The sequence below is a fragment of the Streptomyces sp. NPDC058697 genome, assembly GCF_042715345.1.
Lineage (GTDB): Bacteria > Actinomycetota > Actinomycetes > Streptomycetales > Streptomycetaceae > Streptomyces > Streptomyces liliifuscus.
In genome coordinates, this window is the sequence record NZ_JBHXSU010000014.1 from 181,614 (window position 1) to 196,896 (window position 15,283).

A 15,283-nucleotide genomic window follows, 5' to 3' on the forward strand; every position below is an offset into this window, starting at 1 on the left:
GACCCGTTGAAAGGCCCGCTGAGACACCCGCTCAGAGACAGCGGCCTTTCCGGTGGTCCCGTGGACGTCGACGGGATGGGTTCTCTCGTCCGGCGGCTGTTCGACGCGCGGGACGACGACCTTCCGTATCTGACGCATCAACAGGAGACAGTCACCCGAGGCGAGTTACGAGAGCGGGTGGCCAAGCAGGCCTCGGTGTTCGCCGGGTTCGGCATCGGTCCCGGCAGCGCCGTCGGGCTGCGGACTCCGCCCAGCTTCACCCAGGTCGAGGTGCTGCTCGCGCTGTGGCGGCTGGGCGCCCAGGTGATGCTCTTCGACTTCCGGCTCAAACCGGCCGAGGTGGCGGCGCTCTGCGCGTCCTGCCGGCCGCAGTTCATGGTCCGGGCGGGCTCCAACGTCCAGGCGACGTTCGGCTTCCGGCCCGAGTACGAGGTCGTCACCGAGTGCCGCGGAACGGGGCGGCCGGCTGCCGCCGGGCATCGGCTGGTCCAGTTCAGCTCCGGCTCCACCGGGCGGCCCAAGGTGATCGGCAGGACCGCCGTGTCGCTCGCCGCCGAGGTGGACCGCTTTGCCGGGATCGGCGGAATGCCGGGCGAGGGCGACCGCGTGCTGCTGCTCAGTTCGACGGCGCACAGTTTCGGCCTCGTCGCCGGGCTGCTGCACTCCCTGGCGGCCGGCGTCTCCGTCGTCTTCGCGCCCCGCATCTCGGCCCGTGACCTCCTGCGGACCGCGGTGGACCACCGGGTCACCGCCCTGTTCGGGGTGCCGATGCACTACGAACTGCTCGCCGCCGCCGTCGATCCCCCCGGACTGCCCGACCTGCGGGTCGCGGTGTCGGGCGGCGAACTGATGCCGCCGGACGTCGCCGCGCGGTTCGCCGAGCGGTACGGGGTGCCGGTCGGCGAGTCCTACGGCACCACCGAGAGCGGTGTCGTCGCCATGGACGTCGGCGGCACGCTGCGGCCGTCGGTCGGCCCGGCCGCACCGGGCATGGTCGTACGCGTGCGGCGGGGCGAACTGGACGTCGCCCTCGACGAGTCGCCGTACCTCTTCGACTCCGGCGGTACGCAGTACGCGGACGGCTGGCTGCGTACGCGGGACCGGGCCACCGTGGACGACAGCGGGGCCGTGCGGGTGCATGGCCGTGCCGACTCCCTTGTCGTGATCGGTGGCCTCAAGGTGGATCTCACCGAGGTCGAGAACGTGCTGCGGGGGCATCCCGCGGTTGAGCAGGCGGTTGTGGTGCACGGGGACGTGACCGAGGCGTATGTCGTGACGCGTGCCGGGGCTTCCGCCGAGGGCGGGGTTCCTTCCGCGGAGGAGTTGCTGCGGTGGTGTCGGGAGCGGCTCGCCGACTACAAGTTGCCGCGGGTGGTTCGGCTGTTGGACGCGTTGCCCCGTACGTCCAACGGGAAGTTGGTGCGTCAGCCCGCGTTGCTTCGTGAACGCGCCGTTGGGTGACGTGGGGTACCTCCTGTTGTTCGTCGGGTGCCGGTCCGTTGTGGCTTGTCGCGCAGTTCCCCGCGCCCCTGATGGGGCGCGCCCCCCGATTCCCTTTACTGGAGTTTGGTGATCATGAGTACGTCAACGTTGGAAGACGAGATCCGTGAGTTCGTGCTGGGCACCGTCATCGACGAGATGAACATCCTGATGAGCCGTGACGGCATCACGGACGAGAGTCCGGTGACCGTGGGTGGGCTGGATCTGGACTCGTTGAGTCTGATCGAGCTCACGTTGCGGCTGGAGACGCGGTTCGGTGTGGATATACCGGACACCGACATCGAACCCCTGGCCTCCCTGACCCTCGGCTCCCTCGTCGCCGAGATCGTCCGACGCGGTGCGAAGGCATGAGCACGGGGGCCACGGCGAGCGACGCGCGCGAGGGGGAGCCCGCGCTCTCCCCCCTCACCACCGACACAGTCCGCGAGCTGCTGGCGGACCGCAAGATCTTCCCCGGCGTGCCCGACGAACTCGGCGATGACACCGAACTGATCCTGGATTCCCTGGGGTTGGTCTGGCTGCTGCACGTCGTGGAGGAGCGGTTCGGGCTCGTCGTGGAGCCCACCTACGAGGACATCGCCGGGTTCACCTCGCTGCGGCGGCTCACCGACTATCTGCGTGCCGCCCAGGTGGACCGGCTGGAAGGGGGCGGCGCCGATGAGCGGTGAGGTGACCGTCACCGGGTTCGGTGTTCGTACCGCGTTCGGCACGGGGGCCGGCGCCTTGCGGCGGGGGGTGTTCGCGGGGGTTCCTTCGTTTGCGGCCACGACTCGGTTCGATACCGGGCCTTACCGTACGGCGATGGCGGGGGCCGCGGTCGATGGGCCCGACTCGGTCGAGGACTGGGCCCTGCGGTATGCGCTTGCCGAGTGTGGTGGCGATGCCCTTGCCATGGCGGGGCTCGGACCGGGGGCGGAGGCCGCCGTGTTGCTCGGTGTGGCTGGGGATCACACGAGTGTGACTCGGTATTGGCGAGGTGATGGGTCGTCTGAAAGCTGCGGGTCCGTCGTGGCTGGTCGCGCAGTTCCCCGCGCCCCTGAAAAGCAGCCGGTGCGCGGGACCTCCACGGACGTGAAGCGAGTTGCCGCAGCCATGCACGCCACCGACTCCCAGCGAATTGCCGGCACCCTGCCCCCCACCGGCTCCGAGCGAGTTGCCGACACCGTCACCCCCGCCGGCTCCGCGCGAGTTGGCGATGCCGTGCCCGCTCGGCTTGTCGAACTGCTTGCCGGGGAGTTCGGGTTGGTCGGGGCTCGGCTCGCGTTCACCAATGCCTGTGTTGCCTCTGCCGCCGCCCTTATTCACGCCTGCCGGCTGATCTCCTCGGGGCGGATCGACGTGGCCGTCTGTGGGGGCGGGTATCTGGTGGAGGAGGAGACGTTCGGGAAGTTCGACTCCGGGCGGGCGCTGTCGTGCGACGGGATGGTGCGGCCGTTCAGTGCCGACCGCAGTGGGCTGCTGCTCGGCGACGGTGTGGCGGTCGTCGTGCTGGAGTCCGCCGAGCATGCCCGGCGCCGCGGTGCCCGGCCGCTGGCGGGCGTGGTGGGCTGGGGCGCGGCCTCGGACGCCCACCACATCGCCCAGCCGCACCCGGAAGGCGTCGGGCTCGCCCGCGCGGCCCGGCAGGCGATGCGCCTCGCCGGTGACCCGGACGGGACCGCCCTCGACTACGTCAACGCCCATGGCACCGGCACCAAGTACAACGACGGCGCCGAGACCCGCGGGCTGCGCGCCGCCTTCCCGGAGCGGGCCGAGTCGATACCGGTCAGCTCCACCAAGAGCACCACCGGCCATCTCCTGGAGGCAGCCGGCGTCGTGGAGTTCGTGATCACGATGCTGGCCCTGACGGACGGCGTACTGCCGCCGACCTCCGGATTCACCCGGCCCGACCCGGAGTGCGACCTCGACTACGTGCCGAACGAGCCGCGCCCGGCCGACCTCCGCCGGGCCCTCACCGTCAACGCCGCCTTCGGAGGCGCCAACACCGCACTCGTCCTGGAGCGGCCGTGACCCCGACCACGAAGACCGAGAACAGCCACAAAGCCGTGCTGCGCTCGTCCCTCGGCATCCTCGCCACCGCAACCGCCACCCACGGCACCGGGCTGGACGGCGACATCCCGCTGCCGAGACTCCCCGGCTTCGTGGAGTCGGCCTTCAGCCCGCTCGCGTACGAGGCCGCCCGGCTGTGCCTCGCCGAGCGGCCCGGAGACGGCTCGCGTACCGCCGTGGCATTGGCCAGTACGGCCGGTGACACCACCACCGCGGATCTCGCCAGCCGGCGCATGGTCTCCGGGCGCGTCCACAACCCGCTGCTGTTCATGCAGGCCACCCCGAACTCCGTACTCGGCTATCTGAGCCGGGAGTTCGCGATCACCGGGCAGATGTTCAGCCTCTCCACCCTCGACGACCCGGTGACCGAACTGCTCTCCATGGCGGATCTCCTCCTGGAGGACCCGGAGGTGGACTGCGTCCTGGTGATCGGCGTGGAACTGGGCGGCAGCGAGCGGCTGGCCGCCGTGAACGAGGAACTGGCCGCCGCGTACGGGGAATTGGCCGGTGGCGATCGTCGCCCGGCCCCGACCTCGGCCCCCGCCCTTCCCGCGTCCGCCGGACTCGCGGCGGCTGTCCTGCTTGGCCGTCCCGGCACCGAGACACCGGTGTCGGTCCGGTCCACCGACGCGTACGACACCGACACCCCCACCCCCATCGGCGCCGACGCAGCCGACGCAACCGGAGCGACCCGACGGCCCGGCGACGTCCAGAGCCTCTTCGACCTGGCCGCCGCCCACCGGTGGCTGCTGCGGGAAGGCGGGAGCCGGCTCCTGGTGACCGGCTCGCGCGTGCCCGCCTTCCTCCTCACCACCGACACCGAAGCAAAGACCGAAGCGAAGACCGACGCAGAGACCGACGCAAGGAACGAGACGGAGACCCATGCTCATCAGTAGGCAGGAGCGGGCGCGGATCTGCTCCGACAGCGAACTCGGCGCCGGCAACATACTGGAGCGCCTGACCGCGTACGGCCGGCCGCTCGACGAACCCGTGCTGTGGACGGACGGCGGCTGGCGGGCACCGGACGGCGGCCGGCCCGACGTACTGACCCTCGGGCAGCTGAACGAGGCGGTCGAGACGTACGCGGGCTGGTACGCCTCCCAGGGCGTGCGGCCGCGCGACCCGGTCGCCGTCCACTCCTACTCCAGCACCGAGTTCGCGGTGAACTTCCTGGCGCTGACGGCTCTCGGCGCCGTTCCGTCGTTCGTCAACGGCAATCTGCCACCGGAGACCGCCCGGGAGTACATACGGAGGCAGGGCGCGGTCGGCGCCTTCACGGACCGCGAGCACCACGACGTGCTGTCGACGGAGGCTGCGGAGGGGCCGGAGGCTGCGGAGGGGCCGGAGGCTGCGGAGGGGTCGGAGGCGGCGGAAGGGCTCCGCTTCTGTGTCACCGCCGCCGACATCCGCCCGGAGCACCGGGAGTTACTGCCGCCCTCCTACCCGTACCGGCACGATCCCACCGACCCGGTGCTCATCTCGCACTCCTCCGGAACCACCGGTATGCCCAAGGGAGTTCCGCACACCCACCGGACGCTGATGTACGCGCAGGTGCACCGGCTGCGCTACTCCACCGGTACCGACATGGCGCGCACGCTGGTGGGGCTGCCGGGCGCGCACAACGCCATGGTGGCGACGCTGCTGTACTGCCTGCTCCTGCGCACGGACATCAAGCTGCTCTCCAGCCAGCGGGGCGCCCAAGTGCTGGACGCCATCGAGGAGTTCGGGCCCACCACCGTGCTGGCCTTCGCCGGGACCTTCGGCGAGATGGCCGCCGAGACGCTCGCGGACCGTGACCTGTCGAGCGTGCAGGTGTGGTTCAACACCGGGGACGCGGCCCACGAGTCGCACATCCGGGCCCTCGTCCAGCACGGCAGCCACCGGACGATGGGCAAGGACCTGCGGCGGGTACGGGTCGAGGGGTCCGTCTTCGTGGACGGGCTCGGCTCCTCGGAGGCGGGCTACTCCGTCTTCCACAACCGGCACACCAAGGACACCTCCGCCTACTCGCGCTGTGTCGGCAAGCCCATCAGCTTCGCCGAGGCCGCCGTGCTCGCCGAGGACGGCACCCCGCTGCCGCCCGGGCACATCGGCCGCCTCGGCCTCAAGTCCCCTACTCTCACACCCGGTTACTGGAACGACTCGCTGACCTGGAACCGGATGCGGCTGGGCGGCTACTGGCTCACCGGGGACCTCGCCCAGCAGGACGAGGAGGGCAACTTCTACCACCTCGACCGGGCCCCGGACGCCGTCCGGACCCGCGACGGCATCCTCTTCAGCACCCGCACCGAGGAACTCCTGCTGCGGGAACTGCCAGAGCTGGCCGACTGCACGGTCGTCGGGGTCGCCCCCGAGGGCGTACGGGCCGACTGGGACGGCGACGGCGAGGCCGAGGCGTACGCGCTGCTCCAACTCGCAGACGAGACCCCAGAGAACGAGACCGCCGAGGACGACGGTGACGAGGTGTGGACCACGCGGGTCAACGCCGTTCTCGTACGCGCCGGATTCCCCCCGGTCACCCGCGCCCTGCGGATGAAGCCCGACGACGTGGCCAAGGGTGCCACCGGCAAGGTCCTGAAACGCGTCATGCGCGACCGGTTCGCCGCCAGGGGGCAGGTGTGAGTGCCGACGAGGTCAACCAGCGCGCGCAGACGGTGGAGGCGTACCGGCTGTGGTGGCAGCACGACGCCCACTGGTACCAGGGGGTGGCGAGCCGGTTCGGGCAGCAGGCCGCGAACGAGCTGAACGCCGAGGCGCTGCGCAAGGTCGCCCTGCACGTCGGTCAGCGCGTCGGCCGCCGGTCCGGGCCGCTCCCCGACAGCGGTGACAACGGCAAGGACCTGGAGGAGCTGCGCCGCCGCTACGACGAGTGCGGCGACCGGATGTTCCCCCGGGAGCTGCGCAACGCCTCCACCGAGGTCGAGGACGTGACCGGGGACGGCGGTCTGATCGTGCTCACGCTGCGGCGGAACTTCGCCATCACCATGGTCCGGATGGCCGGTTCGCTGGAGGGCTACCGGTGCCCGTGCACCGACATCCACGCGGGCTGGTCCGAAGGGCTCGGCGTGACCCTGACGGAGAACCGGGCCGAGAGCTGTCTGCGCGACGGCGACAAGGCGTGCCGTCTGCTGATGCGGGTCGCCACTCCGCTCGCACCCCCCGCTCCTGTCCCCTCCCCCGCCACGGAGGGCTGAGCCGTGCGCGTACTGGTCGCCGGGGCCACCGGAGTGGTCGGACATCCGCTGGTGGGCGCGTTGCGGGCGCGGGGTCATGAAGTGAGCGCGCTGGTACGGGAGGAGTCCCGGGCCCGGGCTCCGGAGGCCGACGCGGTCGTGGTCGCCGACGCCCTGGACCGGGAGGGCCTGCTGGCCGCCGTGTCGGCCGCCCGGCCCGAGGTGGTCGTCCACCAGATGACGGCCTTGCGACTGCTGCCCGACGACCCCGCGGAGGCCTTCGCGCTGACCGCGCGGCTGCGGACCGAGGGGACCGCCAATCTCTTCGCGGCGGCCCGTGCGGCCGGTGCGCGGCGGCTGGTCGCGCAGTCCGTCGCCTTCGCCGCCGCCCCGGCCGGGGATCCCGTCCTCGACGAGGACGCGCCGCTGTACGTGGACGCCCCGGACGCCGGCTGGGCCGCCACCGTACGGGCCGTCGCCGAGCTGGAGCGGCAGGTCCTGGGCGGGGGACCGGACCTCGCGGGCGTGGTGCTGCGGTACGGCACCCTGTACGGGCCCGGGACCGCGTACGCCCGTATCGGCGGGACCGGCCAACGGGTGCTGGCAGGGAAGCTCCCGCTGCCCGGGGGCGGGGCCGGGATCACCTCGTTCGTGCATGTCGGGGACGCCGTGGGGGCGGCCGTGGCGGCGGTCGAGTCGGCGGCCACCGGCGTCTTCCACGTGACCGACGACGATCCTGCCCCGGCCGCGCAGTGGCTGCCGCACTTCGCCCGCACGCTCGGCGGCCCGCCCCCGCGGACGATTCCGGCGGCACTCGCGCCCCGGCTCCTGGGCTGGTTCATGACCCATCAGCTCACGGCGGCGCGGGGCGCGGCGAACGACCGCGCCCGTACGGAACTGGGCTGGAAGCCGCTGCGGCCGAGCTGGCGCGACGGGCTGGGCCGGGAATGACCGGGCCCGGTGACGCCATCAGCCTGTGTGTGATCGGCGCCGGTCCGCGCGGGCTCTCGGTCCTGGAGCGGGTCTGCGCCAACGCGGGCCGGGCCGCCGGGCCGGTCGTGGTCCACCTCGTCGACCCGTATCCGCCCGGCGCGGGCGCGGTGTGGCGTACCGACCAGCCGCCCGAGCTGCTGATGAACACGGTCGCCTCCCAGGTGACCCTGTTCACCGACGACAGCGTGGACTGCGCGGGGCCGTCGGTGCCGGGCCCGAGCCTGTACGAGTGGGCGCGCGCCCTGGGTCCGGAGGCGTACCCGGACCGGGTCCTGGAGGAGGCGCGGCGGCTCGGCCCTGACACCTATCCGACCCGGGCCTTCCACGGCCACTACCTGGAGTGGGTGTTCCGGCATCTCTTACGCACCGCCCCTCCCGGGGTGACGGTCCACACCCACCGGGCGACCGCGGTCGCGCTGGCGGACACCCCGGACGGGCGGCAGACGGTGACCCTGGCGGGTGGTGGTCAACTGGCCGGGCTGGACTCGGTGGTGCTGGCGCTCGGCCACGGTGACCTGACCCCGGGCCCGGAGGAGCGTGCGCTGAGTTCGTTCGCCGACCGGCACGGCTCGCTCCACGTGCGGCCCGCCAACCCGGCCGACGCCGACCTGAGCGGGATCGCGCCGGGCACACCGGTCGCCCTGCGCGGCCTGGGGCTGAACTTCTTCGACTGCGTGGCACTGCTCACCGAGGGCCGCGGCGGCACCTTCAAGGAGAGCCAGTCCGGCCTGGTGTACCTGCCGAGCGGCAACGAGCCCGTGCTGTACGCCGGTTCGCGGCGCGGGGTGCCGTACCACGCACGCGGCGAGAACGAGAAGGGCGCGCTCGGCCGCCACCACCCCCGCTTTCTGACGCCCGAGGTCATCGCCGGGCTGCGGCGGCGCGCCGACGACGGGCACCCCGTCTCCTTCCGCGGCGAGATCTGGCCGCTGATCGACCGTGAGGTGCGGACCGTCTACGACGAGGCGTGGACCGAGCGGTACGGGGTGCCGCCCGCCGAGCCGTGGGACTGGCGGCGGATCGAACGCCCTTACGGGGAGCGGGACTTCACCGGCCGGGACGACTTCCGCCACTGGCTGCTGGAGTACCTGCGCCGGGATGTCGCCGAGGCCCGGCTGGGCAATGTGAGCGGGCCGGTGAAGGCCGCCCTTGACGCCCTGCGGGACCTGCGCAACGAGATACGGCTCGTGGTCGACCACGGCGGGGTGTCCGGCGCGTCGTACCGGGCCGAACTGGACGGCTGGTACACGCCGTTGAACGCCTACACGTCGATCGGCCCGCCGGCCTTCCGCATCGAGCAGCTGATCGCGCTGGTCGAGGCCGAGGTGGTGCATGTGCTCGGCCCGGGGATGCGCGTACGGACCTCCGCCCGCGACGGCGGCTTTCTCGTGGACGCGGAGCGGGTGCCCGAACCCCCGGTACCGGTCCGCGCGCTCGTCGAGGCACGGCTGCCCGTCGTCGACCTGCGGCGGAGCACCGATCCCCTGCTGCGGGGGCTGCTGGCGGCCGGTGACTGCGTCCCGTACCGGCTGGACGGCCGGGAGACGGGCGGGCTCGCGGTGACAAGGAACCCGCCCCGGCTGGTGGACGCCACCGGCCGGGCGCACCCGCGCCGGTTCGCCTTCGGGGTGCCGACGGAGGGGGTCCGCTGGGTGACGGCGGTCGGCATCCGGCCGGGCGTCGGCTCGGTGACGCTGGAGGACTCGGACGCGATCGCGCGGGCTGCGCTGATGCTGCCGGAGGCGGCCGAAGTTCCGCCGCCCGAAATCCCTTCGCGGGACACGGCTTTGACGGTTCATCAGACATATCAGGCACATCAGCCATCGGGTGAAGAAGGTCGAGAAGCGTGAACGTGATGTCCGTGGGTACCGACGCGGGTCTGCTCGCCCCCACCTGGGCGGGTACGCCCGCCGCCGCCGAGGTGACCGACGAGGCGTGGCTGCAGGCCATGCTGGACGCCGAAGTGGCTCTGGCCCGGGCCCAGTACGCGGTCGGGCTGACACCCGCCGCCGCGGTGCGGGCGATCGCCTCGGTGGCCCGCGCGGACCGGCTGGACCTGGTCGCCCTGGCCCACGCGGCCCGGGCCGCGGCCAACCCGGTGGTCGCGCTGGTGACGGCGTTCACCGAGGTGGTCGCCGCGAAGGACGCGGCAGCCGCCGAGTACGTACACCGGGGGTCGACCAGCCAGGACATCCTCGACTCGGCGGCCATGCTGGTCGCCCGCCGGGTGCTCGGCCTGATCGCCGCCGACCTGGAACGCACCGGCGCCGCACTGGCCGCGCTGGCCGACACCCACCGCCACACCGTCCTCGCCGGCCGCACCCTGGCCCAGCACGCGGTGCCCACCACCTTCGGTCTCAAGGCGGCGGGCTGGCTCCAGCTGGTGGGCGACGCCCTGGTCCGGGTGCGGGCGGTCGCGTCGGCGCTCCCGGCCCAGCTGGGGGGAGCGGCCGGGACGCTCGCCGCGTACCGCGAGTACGCCCTGCTGGACCGCGGGGAGGGCGAGGACAGGGAGAGCGGGGACGAGGGCCGGAGCCCCGGCGGTGACGAGGGCGGGGTCGAGTTGCTCCGCCCTTTCGCCGAGGCGCTGGGGCTGGCCGAGCCCGTGCTGCCGTGGCACACCGTGCGCACGCCCGTCGCCGAGGTGGGGGCGGTGCTCCAGCTGGTCACCGGCGCGCTCGGCAAGTTCGCGCTCGACGTGCAGACGCTGTCCCGTACCGAGATCGGTGAGGTGTCCGAGCCCGCGGCAGCCGGACGCGGGGCCTCCTCGGCGATGCCGCAGAAGCGCAATCCCGCGCTGGCCACGCTGATCGTGTCGGCCGCCCGTCAGGTGCCCGCGCATGCCCTCGTACTGGCCCAGTGTCTGCTGGCCGAGGACGAGCGGCCCGCCGGGGCGTGGCACGCCGAATGGCAGCCGCTGCGGGAGGCGTTGCGGCTGGCGGGCGGGGCCGCGCACACCGCTGTCGAGCTCGCCGAGGGGCTGGTCGTCCACCCGGAGCGGATGCTGGCCAACCTCGGACTGACCGGGGGCGCCCTCGTCACCGAGCGGCTGACGGTGGTGCTGGCCCCGGCGTTCGGCAAGGTGCGCGCGAAGAAGCTGCTGACCGCCGCGTCGGCCGAGGCGGCCGGCACCGGGCGCCCGCTGTCCGAGGTACTGGCCCAACACCCCGAACTTTCGGCCCTGTTCACCCCCGCCCGGCTGTCGGAACTGCTCGACCCGGCCCACTACACGGGCGCGGCCGACGCACTGGTCGACCGGGCACTGGGCAGATTCGCGGAACTCGACGACAAGGGAGGCAGCCGATGACCGCCGTGAGCCGGGCACAGGGGGCCGAGGAGGCGGAGGAGCAGGCCGGCCCGTCCCGGTCCTGGCCCGTTCTTCTGGTCGTGGTCTGCGCCCAGATGCTGATCTGGCTGGACACGTCGGTCCTCAACGTCGCCGTCACCACGCTCGCCGACCCGGTCGACGGCCTGGGCGCGACCCCCGCCGAACTGGAGTGGGTGGCCAGCAGCTACACCCTCGTCTTCGCCGGAACGCTCTTCGCGGGCGGCGCGCTGGCCGACCGTTTCGGCCCCCGGAACACCCTCCTCGCGGGGCTCGCACTGTTCGGCGCGGCCTCCGGCGCGGGTGCCTTCGCCACCTCTCCCGCCTGGCTGATCGTGGCGCGGGCCTTCATGGGCGCGGGCAGCGCACTGCTGATGCCCGCGACCCTGTCGGTCATCGTGCAGAGCACCCCGGAGGAGAAACGCACCCGGGCGATCGCGATCTGGAGCTCGTCCAGCGGTCTCGGGGTGGCCGTCGGCCCGGTCGTCGGCGGGGCGCTGCTCAGCCACTTCTGGTGGGGCTCGGTGTTCCTGGTCAACGTGCCGATCGTGGCCCTGTGTCTGGCCGGAGTCATGGCCGTCGTACCGGAGTTGAAGGGTCCCCGGCGCAGGGTGCTCGATCTGCCCGGCCTCGCCCTTTCGGTGCTCGGTCTCGGCGGAGTGGTCTACGGAATCATCGAACTCGGCAACGGACAGACCTGGTACGGCCCACACGTGCTCCTTCCTCTCCTCCTGGGCGGCGCGCTGCTCGCCCTCTTCGTCGCCGGTCAGCGCAGGTCGCCCGCGCCCAGCCTGGATCTGCGGCTCTTCCGGCAGCCCGGGTTCACGGCCGGGAGCGTGGTGCTGCTGATCGCGTTCATGGCACTGGCCGGGCACCTCTTCTACGCGGCCTTCTATCTGCAGGGGCCGCGCGGGCTCTCCCCGGCCGACGCCGGCACGGTCATGATCGCCGCGGCGATCGGCATCGTCCTGGGCAGTCAGGCGTCCCCCGCGCTGAGCCGGCTGCTCTCGGCTCGGTGGACGGTCGCGGCCGGGGTCCTGGCCACGGCTGCCACGTACGTCGGTTATCTGTGGTTCGACGGACGGACCCCGATACTGACCGTCGCCGCGCTGCTGTGGGTGCAGGGCTTCGGGATGGGCCTGGTCGGTACGCCGGTCACGGCCGTGATGATGAGCGGGGTGCCGCCGCATCTCGCGGGCGCCGGGTCGGCCGTCAACAGCGTCACCCGGCAGGTGGGCGGAACGCTCGGAGTGGCGATGACCGGTTCGATCCTCTCCGGGGTGTACCGCGAGCGGATGGCGGACGCCGAACTGCCGGTCGGGGCAGGGGGGTTGAGCGCGGACGCCGCGGAACAGGCCCGCACCTCCGCCGAGGCGGCCCGCTCGCTTGCCGGTTCGCTGCGGCTGCCGGAACTGGCGGCCACCGCCGACCGCGCCTTCCTCGACGCCATGTACGCGGCCACGTTCTGGACCGCCGTACTGGCCCTAGTCGGATTCGCCGTGGGCGTCGTGGGGCTACGGACACGGAACGCCACCGACGGAAGTGGCGGAAGCAGGAAGGGAAGGGGGGACGACGATGGAACAGGCGACGGCCAGGTCGGTCTTCGTGACCGGGGGGAACCGGGGGATCGGGCTGGCCACGGCCCGCCGCTTCGCGGCAGCGGGGGACCGGGTCACGGTGACGTACCGCGGTGAGGCGCCGCCGCCCGACGCCACGGAACTGCTCGCCGTACGCTGCGATGTGACGGACAGTCAACAAGTGGACCGGGCCTTCAAGGAGGCCGAGGCGGCCCACGGTCCGGTCACCGTCCTGGTCGCGAACGCGGGCACCACCCAGGACCGGCTGCTGGTGCGGATGACCGAGGAGGACTTCACCTCCGTGGTCGACACCAACCTCACCGGGGCCTTCCGGGTCGCCCGGCGGGCGGTGCGCGGAATGCTGGGCGCGGGCCACGGACGTATCGTGCTGATCTCCTCGACGGCGGCACTGCACGGCGCCGCAGGGCAGACCAACTACGCGGCGTCGAAGGCGGGTCTGGTCGGTTTCGCCCGGTCGCTGACCCACGAACTCGGGCCCCGGGACATCACCTGCAACGTGGTGGCACCCGGTCTGACCGAGACGGACATGAGCCGGGCGCTCACCGAGGAGCAGCGCGCGAACCTGCTGCGGCAGACCCCGGCCGGCCGGCTCGCCCGCCCCGAGGAGGTCGCCGACGCGGTGGCGTTCCTGGTCGGCGCCGGGTATGTGCGCGGCGCGGTGCTCCCGGTGGACGGGGGTGCGGGGCTGGGGCACTGAGACCACCACCGCGGAGTCGACGCACGGAAAGGGCGCGGCTCCTGGCCCGGCGCCGGAGTGCCGGAGCGCCGGACCAGGAGCCGCTCGGGGACGGGCTGTTACGGGGCGTTGATCAGGTCGTGCGGCGGGACCGTCACGGTGCGGGCGCCCGGCTCACCGGCCAGGACGACCTTGCGCAGCGCGACGTTGTTCTTGGTGTTCGTCTCCTGGAGGCGGTTCTCCGGGTTGGCGATCACCTGGATGTAGTACGTGCCGTTCGGCAGGTCGGTGATGTCGAAGGACTGGCCGGGACGGTACTGGGTGTACGTGTCGCCGGAGCCGACGTCGAGGACCTCACGGACGGAGATCGAGTTCTGCTGGCCGCAGGCGGTCGACAGGTCGGTGTTCTCCGGGTGCCAGTTGGCGTTCTTCACCGTGTAGTCGACGGCGTCGGTGTTGGCCAGGCAGAACGCCTCCTTGCCGCTGCGCACCTCCTTGGTCTGGTCCTCGCTCAGCAGCCGGTAGCTGGCGAAGTCCGTGAAGTGCCAGTGCTCGTGACCCACCCGCGGGTCCCACTCCATGGTGCCGCTGGGCGTGTACCCGACCTGCTTGCCCGCGGCGTCGTAGAAGTACTGGTAGGAGTCCATCAGGTCCTTGCCCGGAGCGCGGAATCCGTCCACGACGAGCGGCGCGGGACCCGCGTTCCAGACGTTGGCGCTGAAGGCGAGGTACTCCTTGCCCGGGGCGTCGCCGTCCTCGCCGTCGGTGACGGCGATGTCCCAGGCGGGCAGCGAACGCAGGTCGGGCTTGGGCACATTGGCCGGGACACCGGCACGGCCGCTGGGCCGCTTGGTGGCCGGCTTCAGCGCGGGCGCGATGCGCGAGCCGTCGGTGTGGCCGGGCCCGTCGCCCAGGTGGTGCGCCAGGCCGCGGTCTTCGAGCGCGTGGGAGAGCGCGGGCGGGGTGGGTGCGTCGGCGCCGCGGGGGCCGTAGTGGTGGGCGGCGGCAGCGGCTGCCGCGGCGGGATCCTCGGCGGCCGGTGTGCCGTGGCCTGATCCGTGCCCGGCTCCGTGGTGGGCGGAGGACCGCGAGGCGGCAACTCCGGCTCCCTCGCCGCCTTCGCCCTCCGACCGGACCGTCAGCTTGATGGTGTGCTGGTCGTCGGGGATGCCGAACAGGTCGCGGTACTGCTTGGACACCCCGACCTTGGCGGTGTACTCACCCACCGGCAGGTCCACCGGCTTGTCGTAGTCGATGCTGCTGGTGTTGGACGCCCAGCCCTTCTCGACACCCCACACCGAGCCCAGCGTGAAGGGATTGGTCGGGCAGCTCTGCGGATACTTCGAGGTCGCCGGGGCGTCCGGACGGATCCGGCCCGAGGCGTTGTTCGGACAGTAGGTCCCCTGGGTGTTCGACACCTCCTCGCCCGCCGCGTTCTTGATCGACACGTCGATGAAGCCGGGCAGACCGGAGAAGTCCTTCACCAGCCCGGCGGGCAGCGCCTTCGTCTTCGTGCTCGTTCCGTCGCGGAGTATCTGCTGGGCGACGACCGGGTCCTTGTACGACTTCCGGGTCACCTTGAATTCCAGGGGCGCGTCGTCGACAGAGACGTACGTGCCGAGGTCCAGGAAGACACCGGAGGCGCCGTCCCACTCGTAGCGGTCCAGCGTCACGGAGTTCGTCGCGGCGATCAGCTTGAGCTTCGGCTTGCCCGCCGTGTTCTCCTGCGCGGCCCCGGCGCCGGGAGCGGCCCCGGCGCCCGCGACGACGACGGTGAGCGCGGCTCCCGCCGCGAACGTCGCACGCTGCATACGGGTCCGGCTCCCCCGGCTCCCTTGACTGCCCTGGTTCCCCTGGCTGCTCTGACTGCCCTGACTGTTCTGGCTTCTCTTGCTGGTCATCGATTCCTCGTCTGCGAGTGCCATGGTCTGTGGCATCGGACTGGACTGCCCACAGCCGACCGGGCCGG

The 15,283-nt window shown here is 72.3% G+C and carries 13 protein-coding genes; 12 read left to right on the plus strand and 1 reads right to left on the minus strand.

The annotated features are described in order from the left end of the window. The first annotated feature begins 75 nt into the window (after positions 1 to 75). From ACFWXQ_RS29660 to fabG, 12 genes are all read left to right on the plus strand, one after another. Positions 76 to 1,461, plus strand: coding sequence for a class I adenylate-forming enzyme family protein (locus tag ACFWXQ_RS29660; protein WP_383935208.1), 1,386 nt, complete (start codon positions 76 to 78; stop codon positions 1,459 to 1,461). Positions 1,462 to 1,575: 114 nt separating this feature from the next. Continuing rightward, entirely contained in the window at positions 1,576 to 1,851 is a 276-nt protein-coding gene (locus ACFWXQ_RS29665) for an acyl carrier protein (RefSeq protein ID WP_383935207.1), read from the plus strand. Then, entirely contained in the window at positions 1,848 to 2,168 is a 321-nt protein-coding gene (locus tag ACFWXQ_RS29670; RefSeq protein ID WP_383935205.1) for an acyl carrier protein, read from the plus strand. Before ACFWXQ_RS29665 ends, ACFWXQ_RS29670 begins: the two co-directional genes overlap by 4 nt. Next, positions 2,158 to 3,510, plus strand: a complete 1,353-nt coding sequence (locus ACFWXQ_RS29675; RefSeq protein ID WP_383935203.1) for a beta-ketoacyl-[acyl-carrier-protein] synthase family protein — start codon at positions 2,158 to 2,160, stop codon at positions 3,508 to 3,510. The genes ACFWXQ_RS29670 and ACFWXQ_RS29675 overlap by 11 nt, the downstream gene beginning before the upstream one ends. After that, the gene (locus ACFWXQ_RS29680) at positions 3,507 to 4,445 is read left to right on the plus strand and encodes a hypothetical protein (protein WP_383935201.1); all 939 of its coding nucleotides are present in this window, start codon (positions 3,507 to 3,509) and stop codon (positions 4,443 to 4,445) included. Before ACFWXQ_RS29675 ends, ACFWXQ_RS29680 begins: the two co-directional genes overlap by 4 nt. Continuing rightward, a complete protein-coding gene (locus tag ACFWXQ_RS29685) occupies positions 4,432 to 6,171 on the plus strand; it encodes a class I adenylate-forming enzyme family protein (protein WP_383935199.1) in 1,740 nt (579 codons plus the stop codon). The genes ACFWXQ_RS29680 and ACFWXQ_RS29685 overlap by 14 nt, the downstream gene beginning before the upstream one ends. Further along, the gene (locus tag ACFWXQ_RS29690) at positions 6,168 to 6,743 is read left to right on the plus strand and encodes a hypothetical protein (protein WP_383935197.1); all 576 of its coding nucleotides are present in this window, start codon (positions 6,168 to 6,170) and stop codon (positions 6,741 to 6,743) included. The genes ACFWXQ_RS29685 and ACFWXQ_RS29690 overlap by 4 nt, the downstream gene beginning before the upstream one ends. A gap of 3 nt (positions 6,744 to 6,746) precedes the next feature. Continuing rightward, entirely contained in the window at positions 6,747 to 7,673 is a 927-nt protein-coding gene (locus tag ACFWXQ_RS29695) for an NAD-dependent epimerase/dehydratase family protein (RefSeq protein WP_383935196.1), read from the plus strand. Next, a complete protein-coding gene (locus tag ACFWXQ_RS29700) occupies positions 7,670 to 9,565 on the plus strand; it encodes an FAD/NAD(P)-binding protein (RefSeq protein ID WP_383935194.1) in 1,896 nt (631 codons plus the stop codon). The genes ACFWXQ_RS29695 and ACFWXQ_RS29700 overlap by 4 nt, the downstream gene beginning before the upstream one ends. Positions 9,566 to 9,570: 5 nt before the next feature. Continuing rightward, complete coding sequence (locus tag ACFWXQ_RS29705) at positions 9,571 to 11,022, plus strand: adenylosuccinate lyase family protein (protein ID WP_383935193.1); 1,452 nt, start codon at positions 9,571 to 9,573, stop codon at positions 11,020 to 11,022. After that, positions 11,019 to 12,734, plus strand: a complete 1,716-nt coding sequence (locus ACFWXQ_RS29710; protein WP_383935191.1) for an MFS transporter — start codon at positions 11,019 to 11,021, stop codon at positions 12,732 to 12,734. The genes ACFWXQ_RS29705 and ACFWXQ_RS29710 overlap by 4 nt, the downstream gene beginning before the upstream one ends. Then, positions 12,616 to 13,335, plus strand: coding sequence for a 3-oxoacyl-ACP reductase FabG (fabG, locus tag ACFWXQ_RS29715; RefSeq protein WP_383935189.1), 720 nt, complete (start codon positions 12,616 to 12,618; stop codon positions 13,333 to 13,335). Before ACFWXQ_RS29710 ends, fabG begins: the two co-directional genes overlap by 119 nt. 98 nt (positions 13,336 to 13,433) lie before the next feature. On the opposite strand, the gene ACFWXQ_RS29720 is transcribed toward fabG, so the two are convergent. Next, positions 13,434 to 15,125 (minus strand): lysyl oxidase family protein, encoded by a 1,692-nt coding sequence (locus tag ACFWXQ_RS29720; protein ID WP_383935188.1) that lies wholly within the window; start codon positions 15,123 to 15,125, stop codon positions 13,434 to 13,436. Positions 15,126 to 15,283 lie beyond the last annotated feature (158 nt).